Raw genomic sequence first — 14439 nt, 5'->3', positions numbered from 1 at the left:
AAGGGCGGCTGTTGCCGCCCTTCCTTTTTTACCGCAAGGCAACCAGGCAGAAGCGTTCCAGCCGGGAAATGAGTGCCTTCTGGCTGGTGACACCGCATTTTGCCATGGCGGACTTCAACTGCTTGCGGGCGGTATCGAGCCGGATGCCCTGCTGGCTTGCGTGATCATCCAGTCCTGTGCCTGCGGAAATGGCCTCGATCACCCGGCATTCGGCCGGTGTCAGCCTGAAGAGCGCACCAAAGCGGGCAACCTCTGTGGGACTGATTGCCAGCCCCGGATTGATGGGCGTGAGCAGCATCAGCATGGCAGGGGCGGTGAACATCGGAAACTGTTCGAGAACAGGGGCCGCCGAAAGCACACGGACACCCGTCATGCCGAGCGTTTCAGGGTTTTCGGCCATGAAGCTTGCTGATCCCGTAACTTCCCCGTCCTGGAGATCCTGCAAGGCGCGTTGCCAGGCCATTTCACTGTTGCGGTGCCGGAAGGTGATGGTGCCCTGGCGCACCGAAATGAGGCCGCTGGAAAACTGCGTTTCGGCAAGTGCATTGGCAAACAGCACCCGGCGGTTCATGTCCAGCACCACGATCCCCTTGCCATCAAGGGCAAAGAGATCCGCCAGCATCTGCCGTTGCAGCTGCAGCTGAATGTTGATTGTATAGAAGCTAAGCGCATTGCGCAGATGCGGCAGCAGCCGGGCCAGCCGTGTCAACTGATCTGCTTCGAACGGGTCTGCATCATTCTGCGGGGCTATGCCGATGCCCATGAGAAGGTGGCCGCTGGACAGGTTGGCAAGTGCGAGATTGCGCATGCCGTTGCCGGCCAGGATCTCATTGTAGACCGTGTCCTGCCGCTTCTCTTCCTCGCTCAGCACATCCTGTTCCAGCAGGATCCTGCCGACCTGTGCCGCCGCAACCCGCGGCACCCGGCGGTCAATGGCGAAATAGTCACCGAGATAGCGAGCGTAGGCTGCATCGTCGCCCCGGACAAAATGCTCGATCACCGGTGGCGCGCCGGGCTTGTCCAGAACGACGAGGTTTACAGAAGATCCGCCGGTGAAATCTGAAAAACCGGCGAGAGCCCTGTCCCATAGGTCAGGGTTGACAGCTGCCTCAAAGAAGCTGTCCCGCACCTTGATGAATTCCGTATCCTGGTCGTCCATGCAAGGTCCCCCGTCTTGCTGGCTGAGGCGCAGAATGATCTGATAACAGATCCGCGAGGACTTTTGCTGCTACGGAAAGCGATGTCCAGCAATTATCCGAAACAGAATGCATCTTCTGAACAGCCCGGTGTGATGCTGCGTCAGATCGCGCAAAAAGAAAGCGCGGATGACCGGGGTCATCCGCGCCGAGGTGCGTCTTGGGAGGACTTGGAAAAAGGCGCGGGCTTGCCGGTACTGCCGGTGCCCGTGCTCTTCTTGTTTTGGCGGTCCTCAGACCGCCGGGGTTTCTGGCGGGTGTAGCCACCCGCCTTTCATGTCAGGCTGCCGGAAAGCTGGCCGTGGCGCCGCTTGCAGCTTCCACGCCGTTCACCGTCAGATTGCGCTTTTCACCGGCCGGCAGGATCACCTTTGCCTCAGTCCATGCGGGGGCATAGGCGCCCGTGCGGGAGAGGGTCAGGTTGATGCTGTCTGCATCGCTGGTCAGGTCCATGCGGATCAGGGCATGGTTGCCGTCCAGTGCATTGGCCGCAAAGCCGTCGTCCGCATATTCATGACTGACGCTGGAAGCTGCCCCTTGTGCCGGGAAAATGGCGAGGGTGCGGGCCGTGTCCTTGCGGCTGTCGGCGCGGGTCAGGCCTTCGGCCAGTGGCAGCACGCTGCCAGCGCGCACGAACAGCGGCATGGACCCAAGCGTGACGGGCAGGGTGAGTTCCTGGCCGCCTGCATGCCATTCGCCGGTCCAGAAGTTCCACCAGCCGGTGCCGTTCTCCGGCAGATAGAGCGTGCGGGATGCGGCGCCCTTGTCCATGACGCTTGCCACCAGCAGGTCACGGCCGATCAGGAATTCGTCGCTCTCGGCGAAGGTGCGCGCATCGCTCTCGTGGTCGAGGAACGTGGGGCGCAGCATCGGCTCGTCAGCGGTCACTGCCGCATGCAGCACCGTGTAGAGGTACGGCAGAAGGCGGTAGCGGAACTTGATCGCATCGCGGATGTGGTCCGTCACTTCCGGGAACATCCATGGCTCGTTGACCGTGCGGTCGTCGTTCCAGGAATGGATGGTGAAGCGCGGATGGAAGATTCCGTTCTGCACCCAGCGGACAAACAGCTCCGGCTCGGGGCGCGGACCGGCAAAGCCGCCCACGTCATGGCCGATGTTGTAGAGGCCGGACAGCGACATGCCGAGGCCCATGCGGGTGTTGTAGCGCACGGTTTCCCAGGCGGTGCGGTTGTCACCGGACCATGTCTGGGCGTAGCGCTGCAGCCCCGGTGCACCGGAACGGGAGATGAGATAGGGGCGCACATCCGGCTGGTGGCGCACCTGCGCCTCGTAGCTGGCGCGGGTCATCAGCACCGGCATCAGCGGACGGATGAGGCCAATGTCGATGGTCTCGCCGAAGCCGTTGCAGCGGGCGTGGCTGTCCCAGATCTCGTACTCGTTGTTGTCGTTCCAGGTGGAGTTGATGCCGTAACCGAGCAGCTTCTCGGTCACGTTCTGCTGCCACCAGGCGATGGTTTCCGGGTTGGTGAAGTCGAGGTGCGCGCCCTCGTCATCCCAGAACACCGAACGCGCGGGCGTGCTGCTCTCGCTGTCGAGAACGAAGAGCTTCTTCGCCGCTACATCCGCGAACATCGGATGGTCCTGCAGCAGGCAGGGCTTGATGTTTGCCGCCAGATGCAGACCGGCGGAGGCGAACTTCGCCGACATGCCGGCCGGGTCCGGCACCTTTTCCGTGTTCCAGTTGAAGACGTAGCGCTTCAGCCCGATGGAGGTGTAGCCCGAGGACAGCTGGAAGCTGTCGCAGGGGATGTCGTGCTCTTCCACCAGCCGGACGAAGCCTTCCAGCTGCTCCTGCGCGTTGTCTGCATCGGTGTAATGCATCGTCGAGCCGGAATAGCCGATGGTCCACAGCGGCGGGAAGGCGGTGCCGCCGGTGAGGCGGACATTGGCCTTGACCACATCCAGAACCGAGGCGCCCCAGCTCATGTAATAGTCGAGGTCGCCGTCCTCGGCGCGGTAGGCACGGTAGGGCTTGTGGTAATTGTCCAGCTCGTTGCCGAGATCGAACCAGCTGCCTGCAAGGTTGTCGTAGAAAATGCCAAAGGCGCCGGACGAGGGTGTGCGGGTGACGCTGAAGGGCCAGTGCTTGTAGAGCGGGTCCGTCGAGCGGGCGTCATAGCCCATGGCGTCGAGGTTGCGCATCTCGAAGCGGCGTCCGGAACGTTCAACATCGCCAGCCTTTTCGCCGAGGCCGTAGACCCGCTCGCCGGTCTTGCGCAGCAGGAAATGGGCATGGGCGTGGGACTTTACGTCCAGCAGATAGGCGCCGGTCGGGCGGTCTTCGGCAAAGACAAGAAAGCTGCCATCGGCCTGCTTAGCTTCCCACACGAAGGTGAGAGGCTGGGTGATGGTGAGACGCAGCTTCCCGGTGGTGAGGACGATGCCCGCCTCGCCATTGTCGGTCAGCGTGAAGGCCGGGCAGGTGAAGCCGGAAAGGTCGCGCCGCGAGCGGCCTTCCCACGGGGTTTCGCAAGGTGTGGCCGTGCCTTCCGGCTTGGGAGCCACGGTCCAGCTGCGGCCGAGGCGGAATTCGCCGTTCTTGCGCAGCTGCACGCGGAACAGGGCGTCTTCCAGCACTTCCACGGTCATCACGTGGCGGCCTTCGATGGACAGCTCGATGCCGGACTCGATGGAGCGGGTGAGAGTGAATGTCTCAAGCGTTTTCATGAGATGTCTCCAGCGTCAGCCAGCATAACCCAGCAGCAGGCGCGGCAGCGCCAGGCTGAGGTCCGGAACGTAGGTGATCAGCAGCAGCACGGCGAGCTGCATGGCCATCATCGGCAGCAGCGGACGGATGACGCGGGCGATGGAAACCTTCGCCACCGAGCAGCCGACAAACAGCGCCGAGCCGACGGGCGGGGTGCAGATGCCGATGCACAGGTTGAAGGTCATCATCACGCCGAAATGCACCGGGTCCATGCCCAGATCCTTCACCACCGGCAGGAAGATGGGGGTGAAGATCAGCAGCGCAGGCGTCATATCCATGAACATGCCGACGATCAGCAGGGCAATGTTGATGATCAGCAGCAGCACCAGCGGATTGTCGGAAAGCGACAGCAGCAGGTCGGACACCGTGAAGGGAATGTCAGCAAAGGCCATCACACGGGACATGGCGATGGAGCAGCCGATCATCAGCAGCACGATAGACGTGGTGACGGCAGACTCCAGGAAGATGCCCGGCAGGTCTTTGAAGCCGATTTCGCGGTACCAGAAGAGCGCGAGGATCAGCGTATAGACCACGGCAACTGCGGAGGCTTCCGTTGCCGTGAAGGCGCCCCCGATGATGCCGCCCATGATGACGACGATGAGGCCCAGCGGCAGAATCGCGTCACCGGTCTTGCTGGCCACTTCTTTCCAGCTCGGACGGGGGGCGACCGGATAACCGCGTTTCTTTGCCACGATGCCGGCGATGATCATGATGCCAAGGCCCATGAGGATGCCGGGCACGTAGCCAGCAACGAAGAGAGCCGCGATCGACGTGCCGCCGGAAATCAGCGAATAGACGATGAAGGTGGTGGACGGCGGAATCAGCAGGCCGGTGGGGCAGGAGGCGATGTTGACCGCAGCCGAAAAGGCGGGGTCATAACCTTCCTTCTTCTGCAGCGGTGCCATCACGCCGCCAACGGCAGCAGCTGCAGCCACGGCGGAGCCGGAGATTGCGCCAAACATCATGTTGGCCAGCACGTTGCAGTGGGCGAGTGAGCCCGGCAGGCGGCCGCCAAGCACCTTGGCGAATTCGATGAGGCGCAGGGCGATGCCGCCGCGGTTCATGATGTTGCCGGCGAGAATGAAGAAGGGCACTGCCAGCAGGGTGAAGCTGTCGAGGCCCGATGCCAGCTGCTGCGCCGTGTTGAAGATCGACTGGTCGAAGGTCAGGAACAGGGTGAAGGTCACGACCGTTGCAATGCCGATGGCGTAGGCAACCGGAACGCCAATGAACATCAGCAGGAAGAAGGCGCCAAACAGGGTGAGGGCGCTGATCAGTTCGCTTTCCATGATGGATTATCCTTGGCCCTGGTCAGTGCCGGTGATTGCTTCGGCTTCAAGATCTTCAACGGGGGCGTAGCGGCCGGAGATCAGGCCTGCGGCAAATTCGGCGCAATAGAGCAGCATCATGCCGCCGGAGAGTGGCACGGCAGCATAGACATAGCCCATGGGCAGGCGCAGCGACGGCGTGACCTGGCCGGAGGCAAGGGTCTTCTGCACGAGCGCAAGCCCGCCCTTGACCATGACGATGGCGGCGAAAGCGGCGATCAGGGCGGTGACGAGCAGAGCGAGCATGCGCGCAACCTTAGGGGAGGACATCTGCATCAGCACGTCGATGGCCAGATGCTTGCGCTGGCCAAGCGTGTAGGCAGCGCCGATAAGGCCAATCCACATGAACAGGAATCTTGCGGTCTCGTCCGTCAGGGTGCTGGGCGCGCCAAGAATGTAGCGCGACACCACCTGCCAGACGACGCAGGCGACCAGAACCGCGAAGACCGCGGCGATGAACAGGCCCAAAGCGTAGTCTACGCGGGCTTTCAGTGCATGCATGGCTGCATGTCCTCCTCGTGGGGCAAAGATGCAAGGCCCCTGTTTCCTCCCGGGACCTCTTATGTCCCGGCCTGCCTTTCAAGCTTGGTCTGCCGGTTTGCCATTCCGGTTGTCCGCTTTCCTGCCCCACGCCCGCGCTTTCTAAGGCGTACCGGGGATGCGGCGGTTCGATGCGGCGGTTTATGCCACCTCTGCTGACAACTGGCCCGATGTTGAAAACCTCAGACAATGCCCGGAAAAGAGGCGTTTTGCCCCTTTATCCGGCTTGTCAGAGAAAACCTATTTCCGGGAATTGGTCAACCAATTTTCAAAACCGGTTGACATTGTCTGTGCTTTGACGAAATTTCTGGTCGCGCGCCGGGCCTTTTTGATCAACCAATCTGGTCGGAGGGTGCCGCCGGTTTCCGATGTAGCCGGCAGGGGGAGGTTCCTCGCCGCGCGCATCCTTGAAGCATCATCGGGAGGTAATTTGACATGCGTATGACCTATCGTCTCGGCGCGCTGGCTGGTGCAGCTCTGCTGGCTTTTTCCGCAACCGCCGACGCCCGCACCCTGAAGCTCAATCACAACAACCCGGAAGACCATCCGCTGCACAAGTCGATGGAATTCATGGCCAAGCGCGTCGACGAGCTGACCAACGGCGATCTCAAGATCCGCGTCTATGCGAACGCGCAGCTGGGCAACCAGCGCGAATCCATGGAAATGCTGCAGAATGGTTCGCTGGACATGGCCCGCTCCAACGCCAGCGAGCTGGAAGCCTTCGACGAATCCTACACCCCGCTGAACCTGCCGTTCCTGTTCAAGGATGAAGAGCACGCCTACAAGGTGTTCTCGGGCGACATCGGCACCGACATTCTCGAAGCCTCGAAGGACAAGGGCTTCATCGGCATCGCCTATTACGTGGAAGGCGCACGTTCCTTCTACGCGAACAAGGAAATCAAGACCCCGGCCGACCTGAAGGGCATGAAGATCCGCGTTCAGCCGAGCCCGACCGCGATCCGCATGGTCGAGCTGCTGGGTGCAAGCCCGACCCCGATTGCCTATGGCGAGCTGTACAGCGCGCTGCAGCAGGGCGTGGTTGACGGCGCTGAGAACAACCCGCTGGCTCTGACGACCGCCCGTCACGGTGAAATCGCCAAGATCTTCTCCGAAGACGAGCACACTATGGTTCCGTCGGTGGTTCTGATCTCCACGCAGACCTGGGACAGCCTGTCGGATGCCGAAAAGGCTGCTCTGAAGCAGGCTGCGCACGAGTCCATGGACCTGCACCGCACCAGCTGGAATGAGCAGGTTGCTGCCGGCAAGGCGCAGGCCGAGAAGGAAATGGGCGTGAAGTTCGTGGCTGTCGACAAGGCTCCTTTCGCTGAAGCCGTGAAGCCGATGATCGAGGAAGCTTCTGCCAAGTCTCCGCGCGTCGCCGACCTCATCAAGCGCATTCAGGCCGCTGGTGAGTAAACACAACCGGAATCCGGGTGCCCTGCACCCGGATTCTTCTTATGTTTCAGGGGGAAGGTGGGCAGAACCGCTGCATCGTGCAATTGACGCAATGTGGCAGTTTGCCAGACACTTGAGGGATGAAGCAGACCGGCGGGAGGAGCGGGGCCGCAGTGAGGGGTCCTGACGCTGGATGGAGGAAGAAGATGATCGAGGCATCCGGCAGGCGGCGCTACGAGGAGGTGGCGGAGGCTCTGCGGCGGGAGCTGGCCGAAGGCAGTTATCAGCCCGGCGACCGCATGAAGCCCGAACGGCAGATTTCTGACGAGATGGGTGTCTCGCGCTCCATCGTGCGCGAGGCGATCCTGAGGCTCGAAATCGAGGGGCTTGTTGATGTGCGCAAGGGCTCCGGCACCTATGTGGTGAAGGTGCCCGCCGGTGACGACACAGGCACGCGCGGAGACATCGGTCCTTTCGAATTGCTGCAGGCGCGGCAGGTGCTGGAAAGCTCCATCGCCGCCTTTGCAGCTACCACGGTGACCAAGGCTGACATCCTGCGCCTGCGTGAGGCGATGGAGATGGAGCGCCGGGCCATTGCAGAGGACACGGGTGACTATTCAGGCGATGAGCTGTTCCATCATCTCATTGCCGAAGCCACCCAGAACAGCGTGCTGGTCGATATGATCGACGAGCTGTGGCGCAAGCGCGAACAAAGCCCCATGTGGGCCCGCCTGCATGCGCGCATCTTCGACCGGACCTACCGGCACCGCTGGCTGGAGGATCATCAGGCGATCCTCACGGCCCTGCAGTGCCGCGACCCGCGCGCAGCCCGGCAGGCGATGTGGCAGCACCTGGACAACGTGCGCCAGACCCTGATGGAACTGTCCGACGTGGATGACCCGCAGTTTGATGGCTATCTGTTCGACAGCCGCCCCGCTGCAGCCGCCGTTTCCTGAAGGCGGCATTTGCGGGGAAAGAGTGGAGCACTGAAGAAGGGCACTTGCCCGTTGTACCGAGTTTCAGCCGGAACTTGGCCTGTCCGAAGACGAAAGCAGGGCAGGCCAGTGCCGGCGTTTCCTCCCAAGTCCCCAACCGCCTCCAATTGAGGAACCTCATCCATGGAACAGACATGGCGCTGGTTCGGCCCGGCCGATCCCGTCTCGCTCGCAGATATCCGTCAGGCTGGTGCCACCGGCATCGTCTCCGCCCTGCATGACCAGCCGAATGGCACGGTCTGGCCGGTGGAGCGCATTCTCGAGCGCAAGGCCATGATCGAAGCGGCCGGACTCACCTGGTCCGTGGTCGAGAGCATTCCGATCCATGAGGACATCAAGACCGCCGCGCCGGGCTGGGAGCGTTATGCCGAAGCCTGGGTGGCGAGCATGGTGAACCTTGCCCGCTGCGGCATCCGCACCATCTGCTACAACTTCATGCCGGTGATCGACTGGACCCGTACGGATCTGGCCTTCGAGCTGCCCGATGGTGCCCGCTGCCTGCGCTTTGATGCCGATGCCTTCGCAGCCTTCGACCTGTTCATCCTGAAGCGCGAGGGCGCAGAGGCTGAATACAGCGCGCAGGAAATCGAACAGGCCCGCGCAGCTCACGCTGCCATGAGCGAAGCTGATGTGGCCAAGCTGATGGCCAACATCATCGCCGGCCTGCCGGGCGCTGAAGAAAGCTATTCGCTCGACAGCTTCCGCGCCCGCCTTGCCACCTATGCCGAAGTCGATGCGGAGCGTCTGCGCGCCAACCTTGCAGCCTTCCTGAAGATCGTCATTCCTGTGGCCGAGAAGGAAGGCGTCGTGCTCGCCATCCATCCCGATGATCCGCCGCGCCCGCTGTTCGGCCTGCCGCGGGTGGTCTCCACCGCTGCCGACATGAAGGCGATTGCGGAGATGGTGGACAGCCCCGCCAACGGCTTCACCTTCTGCACCGGCTCCTATGGCGTGCGGCCGGACAACAATCTGGTCGAAATGTTCGAAACCCATGCGGACCGGGTGCATTTCCTGCATCTGCGCGCCACCAAGCGCGAGGCCGATCCGCGCAGCTTCCATGAAGCCGCTCACCTTGATGGCGACGTGGACATGGTTGCGGTGATCAAAGCCGTGCTGCTGGCCGAGCGCCGCCGTGGTGTGGAACTGCCGATGCGTCCGGACCATGGACATCAGCTGCTGGATGACCTGCGCAAGACCTCCAACCCCGGCTATCCGGCGATTGGCCGTCTTCGCGGGCTTGCCGAGTTGCGCGGCGTCGAACGCGCCATCCGCGCTTTCATCTGATCTGCCGCGTCAGATCATGAACGTCAAAGGCCGGGCAGCGATGCCCGGCCTTTGTGTTTGGACGTGTTGTGAAAGCCTAACTCACAGCTGCGCCAAAGCCCAGATGTCGTCCTTCGCCCCCGGTCCGGCCGCGATAACAGGGGCGCCCTTGCCGAGACCGAAGGCGGTGGCGGGGAACGGTTCGTGGAAGCCACCGGCCTCCTTGACGAGGCAGAAGCCGGCCATGCAGTCCCAGGCGTGCATGTAGGGCTCGTAAAAGCCGACGAGCCGGCCGGCCGAAACATAGGCCAGCATCAGCGCGCCCGAGCCGTTGCGGATCATGTTGCCGCCCCTTGCCGTCAGCGCCGTGACGATTGCCCCGGTGCGCTCCGGCGTGACGTGGCTGTTGCTGCTGATGCCAGTGAGGCCGTTCTGCATGGTGCGGGACGGGTCAAGCTTCAGCGGCTTGCCATTGAGCGTCGCGCCATGGCCTTCGGCGGCGGCGTAGGTTTCCTGCAGGACAGGTGCGAGGATAACGCCCACCACAGGTGCGCCGTCGCGGGCAACGGCAATGGAAACGCACCATGTGGGCATGCCATTGACGAAGGGCGCCGTGCCGTCGATCGGGTCCACCACCCATGTGTAGGGCGAACTGCCGTCCGTCTGTCCATATTCCTCGCCGAGGAAACCATCTTCCGGGAAGGTGGCGGCGACCCTTTCGCGGATGAGCTTCTCGACATTGCGGTCGGCGATGGAGACGACGTCCTGCAGGTTCTTCTTCGTTTCGATCACCAGCGTCTCGCGCCGGTTGAAATAGTCGAGCGCAAGGGCGGCGGCTTCGGTTGCGATGGATCTGGCCAGATCGAAGCGGGCGGCGATGGCGGCGGAATGCGGGGCAGCGGTCATTTCGGGGACTGTGTCCTTTAACTGGCAGTGGAAGAGCTGGCTCAAGCAATGTTTGCGGGAGTTGTTCAGTCTCATATGGCCATCACATGACAGCTTTCATGCATGCTGCAGGTATTTCATCCGCGCCCCACTGTCCGGCTGACGGATTGGGCGATGACCTCCCGGATCTGGCGGTGGAGCGGGGACTTGTGCACCCTCTCGGTCCAGACCATCAGCACGTCAAAGGGGGCTGGCACCGGACAGGGAGTGATGTGCAGCTCGTCCGAGAAATACTGCGCCAGAAGGCCCGGCATGGTGGCCACATAGCCTGTGGTGCGGATAAGGCGGGGCAGCCCGGCGGGGCTTGGCACTTCAAGGCTGGCCCTCAGCCGGTGTCCCATGGCCTCCAGCTCCCTGAGATAGCCGGATTTCCAAAGCCCGCCATAGGTGGCTGCGACATGGTCCAGCGCCAGATAGTCCTCGAGCGTCAGCGTCTTGCCCGCCAGCGGGTGCTCCCTGTCCATTGCGCAGACATAATGCTCATCGAACAGTTTGCGGCTGTAAAAGGCAGCATCGTTGCGGCGGAAGGGGCCAAGCAGCAGGTCCGCATGCGAGCGCACAAGCTGGTCCGGGCCAATGTCGGCTGATGGAATGATCTCGATGGTGAAACCGGGGGCAGCCAGGCGCAGGTCCCGCACGATCTCGGGAATGATAATTATCCGCTCATAGTAGTTGCAGGCGATGACATAGCGCCCTTCGATGCGGGCGAGATCCAGCGGGTCCGGCTCGGCAAGGCGCAGGAAATCATCCAGCATGGTGCGGGTGCTGGCGAGGATCTGCTCGCACCGCGCGGTCGGCATCTGCTGTCCTTCGACCCTCAGAAACAGCGGATCGGCAAAGACCTTGCGCAGCTTGTCGATCGTGTAGCTGACGGCGGACTGGTTAAGCCCCAGCACCTCCGCCGCCCGGCTGAAGGAGCCTTGCGCATGCACCACATGCAGGGTGTTGAGCGCGGCAAAATCCACCCCCAGAGGCCCCGCCCGTGCAGCGCCCGGTTTGTTATCCGGCTTTTCCTCCAGCATGGCGCGCTCTCCCAATCGCTCCATCAAATTTTCCGATTTCAGGTATCAAGGAAACCGCATTGCCGCGTCAAGGCTCATGCGCTTTCGTGGAGCCACGGATTGCAGATCAAGGGAGGAGGACTGCACATGCCGCTCGCGCCACTCGACGAGACCACCACGATTGCCCAGCTGACGGACGACCCTTATCCGGTCTACCGCCGCATGCGGGCTGAAACGCCTGTCATCCGCGTTGCTTCGGTCAAACGCACGTTCCTGACCAAGGCCGTTCACACCAAGGCGGTGAAGGACAATCCGGATCTGTTCAGCTCCGATGATCCCAACACGCCGATGAAGCCGGCCTTTCAGGCCCATACCCTGATGCGCAAGGACGGCGAGGAGCACCGGCGCGAGCGCATGGCCATGCAGCCGGCCTTCACGCCAAAGGTGATCCGCAGCAATTGGGCCGGACTTTATCAGTCCATCGCCGAAGACTACGTGTCCCGCCTGCCGCGCGGCCAGACGGTGGATCTGTTCACGGATCTTTGCGGCCCGGTGGCGGCGCGCATTCTGGCGCATATTCTCGGCGTAGAGGAAGCGACCGACGAAGAGATGCAGCGCTGGTCGCAGCTTCTCATTGACGGGGCGGGCAATTTCGGCTGGCGGCCGGAGCCCTTCGAGGCCAGCGACAAGGCGAATGCGGAGATGAACGCGCTGTTCGACAGGCTTCAGGCCCGCCACAAGGCAGAGCCCAATGCGTCGGCCTTCTCGGTCATGCTGAATGCGCCGGACCCGATCCCGCTCAGTCAGATCTACGCCAACATCAAGATTGCCATTGGCGGCGGCATCAACGAGCCGCGTGATGCGCTGGCGACCATCATCTATGGCCTGCTGACCAACCCGGATCAGCTCGCCGAAGTGCGCCGTCAGGAGGCCTGGGAGCAGGCGTTTGAGGAAGGCGTGCGCTGGGTGGCACCGATCCAGGCCTCGTCCCGCCGGGTGCTTGAGGACACGGAGATCGGGGGCTTCGAGATCCCGAAGGGTGACACGGTGATGACCATTCAGGCCTCCGCCAACCGGGATGAGGAGATTTACGAGAACGGCGAGGAGTTCTTCGTCTTCCGGGACAAGAACCCGCATCAGGCCTTCGGCAGCGGCCCGCACCATTGCGCCGGTGCCCATATTGCCCGCCGCACGGTCGGCCAGATCATGCTGCCGCTGCTGTTTGACCGGTTCCCGGACATGGAATTGCCGGACCCGTCTGCGGTCAAGTGGAAAGGCTTCGGCTTCCGCGGGCCTATCAATCTGCCGGTTAAGCTGAACTAGGCTGGCGGTTTCAAGTTTCGCAAGGTCTCGAATGGAGGAGGGAGAGACATGGTGAAGGTGACCTACGTGCACCACGATGGCACGCGCACCGAGGTGGATGGGAAAGAGGGCGACACCGTGATGCACACGGCGGTGGCCCATGATGTGGAGGGCATCGTCGGCGAATGCGGCGGTGCCATGATGTGCGCCACCTGCCATTGCTACGTGGACGATGAGTGGCTGGACGCCGCCGGAGAGCGGCGCGACGGCGAGGAAGACATGCTGGACTGCGGCGCCGCCGAGGTGAAGCCGAGCTCGCGCCTGTCTTGCCAGATCCGGCTCAGCCCGGCGCTGGATGGCCTCGTCGTGCATCTGCCTGAAGAGCAGATGTGAGCTGAAAAGGGGCAGACCATGCGGCGGATCGTCATCATCGGGGCGGGGCAGGGCGGCCTGCAGGCGGCCATGAGCCTTCGGCAGGAAGGGTTTGCCGGCGAGATCACGCTGATCGGTGCCGAACCTGGCCTGCCCTATCAGCGCCCGCCATTGTCGAAGGCCTATCTGAAGGATGGTGACGGCTCGCGGCTGGAACTGCGCCCGGCCGCTTTCTTCGAAAAGAATGGGGTTACGCTCGTTTCCGGCGTCCGGGCGGAACGTATTGACCGTGAAGGCCGTGAGGTGCATGCGGGCGGCACGGTATATCCCTACGATCATCTGATCCTCGCCACCGGCACCCGCAACCTGCGCCCGCCCATTCCCGGACTTGAGCGGGTGCTGGACCTGCGCACGCTGGAAGATGCGGCAAGGCTGCGCGGTAAGCTGGAACGGCCCCGCCGCATTGCCATCATTGGCGGCGGCTTCATCGGCCTGGAGTTTGCCGCCGTTGCCCGCGCTGCCGGGCATGAGGTGACTGTGGCGGAAGCCGCCCCGCGCCTGATGGCGCGTGTGCTGTCGCCGGAGCTTTCGGCCCGGTTTCTCTCCCTGCACGAAGGCATGGGCACCCGCATTCTGCTGGGCCAGCCGGTGAGTGCAGTGACGGACGAAGGTGTTACGCTTGCCGATGGTTCGGGCATTGCGGCGGATCTTGTGCTGCTGGCGGCAGGTGTCGTGCCGAATACGGAGCTTGCGGCAGAGGCGGGGCTTGAGATAGCGAACGGCATCGCGGTGGACGGCCAGCTCCTGACCTCCGATCCTTCCATCTCCGCGCTGGGGGATTGCGCGTCCTTCCCTGATCCGGTGACGGGCGCGCGTATTCGCCTTGAGAGCGTGCAGGCGGCCACTGATCACGCCCGCCACATTGCCCGGCGTCTCGTGAAAGGTGCGGGCGAACCCTATGCCGCCGTGCCGTGGTTCTGGTCGGATCAGGCAGACTGGAAGCTGCAGATCGCAGGCCTTGCCGGGCCGGGGGATGAAAGTCTGGCTCTCGGGCCTGCTGCCGTTCTGCGCCTGCGCGGCGGGGTGCTTTCGGCGGTCGAGACGGTCAATGACGCCAAGATCCACATGCAGGCCCGCAAGCTTCTTGCCGGGGCAAGCCCGCCCTCCCGGGCAGACCTGGAAGCCTGTGGCTTCGATCTGGCTGCTCTGGCGAAGGAGCGGGCGGCGTCATAAGGGCGTTCCTGTCTCTGTCTTTGGTACGGCTGCGTGCGGCTCAAGAGCGGCGAAGCGCGCTGGCCGGAACCTGCCTGATACACTCTGGTACAAATTTTCCGGGGCTTTCTTGCCCCTAGCCTTCAGTTTGACCTGAGTTGC

The 14439-nt window shown here is 62.8% G+C and carries 13 protein-coding genes; 7 read left to right on the top strand and 6 right to left on the bottom strand.

Going from position 1 to position 14439, the window contains the following annotated elements; all coding sequences use genetic code 11:
* Positions 1-28: 28 nt before the first annotated feature.
* The 4 genes from V6L75_RS07945 to V6L75_RS07930 all read right to left on the bottom strand — a co-directional run bounded on the left by V6L75_RS07945 (position 29) and on the right by V6L75_RS07930 (position 5753).
* Positions 29-1159, bottom strand: coding sequence for a helix-turn-helix transcriptional regulator (locus V6L75_RS07945; RefSeq protein ID WP_334250973.1), 1131 nt, complete (start codon positions 1157-1159; stop codon positions 29-31).
* Between the two features lie 316 nt (positions 1160-1475).
* Positions 1476-3884: a glycoside hydrolase family 31 protein gene (locus V6L75_RS07940; RefSeq protein WP_334250972.1), complete on the bottom strand. Its 2409-nt coding sequence runs from the start codon at positions 3882-3884 to the stop codon at positions 1476-1478.
* Between the two features lie 15 nt (positions 3885-3899).
* Positions 3900-5213: a TRAP transporter large permease gene (locus V6L75_RS07935; RefSeq protein WP_334250971.1), complete on the bottom strand. Its 1314-nt coding sequence runs from the start codon at positions 5211-5213 to the stop codon at positions 3900-3902.
* 6 nt (positions 5214-5219) lie between these two features.
* Positions 5220-5753 (bottom strand): TRAP transporter small permease, encoded by a 534-nt coding sequence (locus tag V6L75_RS07930; protein ID WP_334250970.1) that lies wholly within the window; start codon positions 5751-5753, stop codon positions 5220-5222.
* A gap of 157 nt (positions 5754-5910) precedes the next feature.
* Here V6L75_RS07930 and V6L75_RS07925 point away from each other — a divergent pair, with 157 nt between their 5' ends.
* From V6L75_RS07925 to uxuA, 4 genes are all read left to right on the top strand, one after another.
* On the top strand, positions 5911-6237 hold the full coding sequence (locus V6L75_RS07925; RefSeq protein WP_334250969.1) for a hypothetical protein: 327 nt from the start codon (positions 5911-5913) through the stop codon (positions 6235-6237).
* Positions 6228-7208: a TRAP transporter substrate-binding protein gene (locus tag V6L75_RS07920; protein ID WP_334250968.1), complete on the top strand. Its 981-nt coding sequence runs from the start codon at positions 6228-6230 to the stop codon at positions 7206-7208. Before V6L75_RS07925 ends, V6L75_RS07920 begins: the two co-directional genes overlap by 10 nt.
* A gap of 185 nt (positions 7209-7393) precedes the next feature.
* Complete coding sequence (locus tag V6L75_RS07915) at positions 7394-8143, top strand: FCD domain-containing protein (RefSeq protein WP_334250967.1); 750 nt, start codon at positions 7394-7396, stop codon at positions 8141-8143.
* Positions 8144-8305: 162 nt separating this feature from the next.
* Positions 8306-9466, top strand: coding sequence for a mannonate dehydratase (gene uxuA, locus V6L75_RS07910; RefSeq protein ID WP_334250966.1), 1161 nt, complete (start codon positions 8306-8308; stop codon positions 9464-9466).
* Between the two features lie 81 nt (positions 9467-9547).
* Here uxuA and V6L75_RS07905 read toward each other — a convergent pair whose 3' ends face one another.
* Positions 9548-10351: an inositol monophosphatase family protein gene (locus V6L75_RS07905; RefSeq protein ID WP_334250965.1), complete on the bottom strand. Its 804-nt coding sequence runs from the start codon at positions 10349-10351 to the stop codon at positions 9548-9550.
* Between the two features lie 116 nt (positions 10352-10467).
* A complete protein-coding gene (locus V6L75_RS07900) occupies positions 10468-11436 on the bottom strand; it encodes a LysR family transcriptional regulator (protein ID WP_334250964.1) in 969 nt (322 codons plus the stop codon).
* Positions 11437-11538: 102 nt separating this feature from the next.
* On the opposite strand from V6L75_RS07900, the gene V6L75_RS07895 reads away from it, so the two are divergent.
* From V6L75_RS07895 to V6L75_RS07885, 3 genes are read left to right on the top strand one after another with little or no spacing between them, the layout of a single operon-like run.
* Positions 11539-12714, top strand: a complete 1176-nt coding sequence (locus tag V6L75_RS07895; RefSeq protein ID WP_334250963.1) for a cytochrome P450 — start codon at positions 11539-11541, stop codon at positions 12712-12714.
* Positions 12715-12762: 48 nt separating this feature from the next.
* Positions 12763-13086: a 2Fe-2S iron-sulfur cluster-binding protein gene (locus V6L75_RS07890; RefSeq protein WP_334250962.1), complete on the top strand. Its 324-nt coding sequence runs from the start codon at positions 12763-12765 to the stop codon at positions 13084-13086.
* A gap of 18 nt (positions 13087-13104) precedes the next feature.
* On the top strand, positions 13105-14298 hold the full coding sequence (locus tag V6L75_RS07885) for an NAD(P)/FAD-dependent oxidoreductase (RefSeq protein ID WP_334250961.1): 1194 nt from the start codon (positions 13105-13107) through the stop codon (positions 14296-14298).
* Positions 14299-14439: the final 141 nt, after the last annotated feature.

Origin of the sequence: Pannonibacter anstelovis (assembly GCF_036881715.1) — a bacterium.
GTDB lineage: Bacteria > Pseudomonadota > Alphaproteobacteria > Rhizobiales > Stappiaceae > Pannonibacter > Pannonibacter anstelovis.
This window is presented reverse-complemented; position numbering and strand designations above follow the sequence as displayed.